Source organism: Desemzia sp. FAM 23989 (assembly GCF_045528345.1).
GTDB lineage: Bacteria > Bacillota > Bacilli > Lactobacillales > Carnobacteriaceae > Desemzia.
In genome coordinates, this window is sequence record NZ_JBGQQT010000084.1 from 1 (window position 1) to 255 (window position 255).

At 41.6% G+C, this 255-nt stretch carries 1 pseudogene; it reads right to left on the minus strand.

The features are described 5' to 3' along the window. Window positions 1-255, minus strand: a pseudogene (locus ACEN36_RS13165) (helix-turn-helix domain-containing protein); the annotation flags it as partial.

The following is a 255-nucleotide window of genomic DNA, read 5'->3' on the forward strand; positions in this document are numbered from 1 at the left end:
ATATGACGAATGGTCGTATCGGTGTAACAGATAGCATGATCCTCCTTCAAAATTTCAGTAAAATGCTTCACGTTAGGCTTTATCTTAAAACTTTGATAGAGCTCGATCACTTGTCTTTTTGTTTCCTATGGCACGGCGTGCCTAGCTGCTTTTCCTCTGTTGCCGTGTGAAAAAACAGCTTTTCCTCCTTCTTGATAGTCTTGAATCAATCTGTTAACTTGCCTCATCGAGAGCCCAAGTTCAACACAAGCTCTC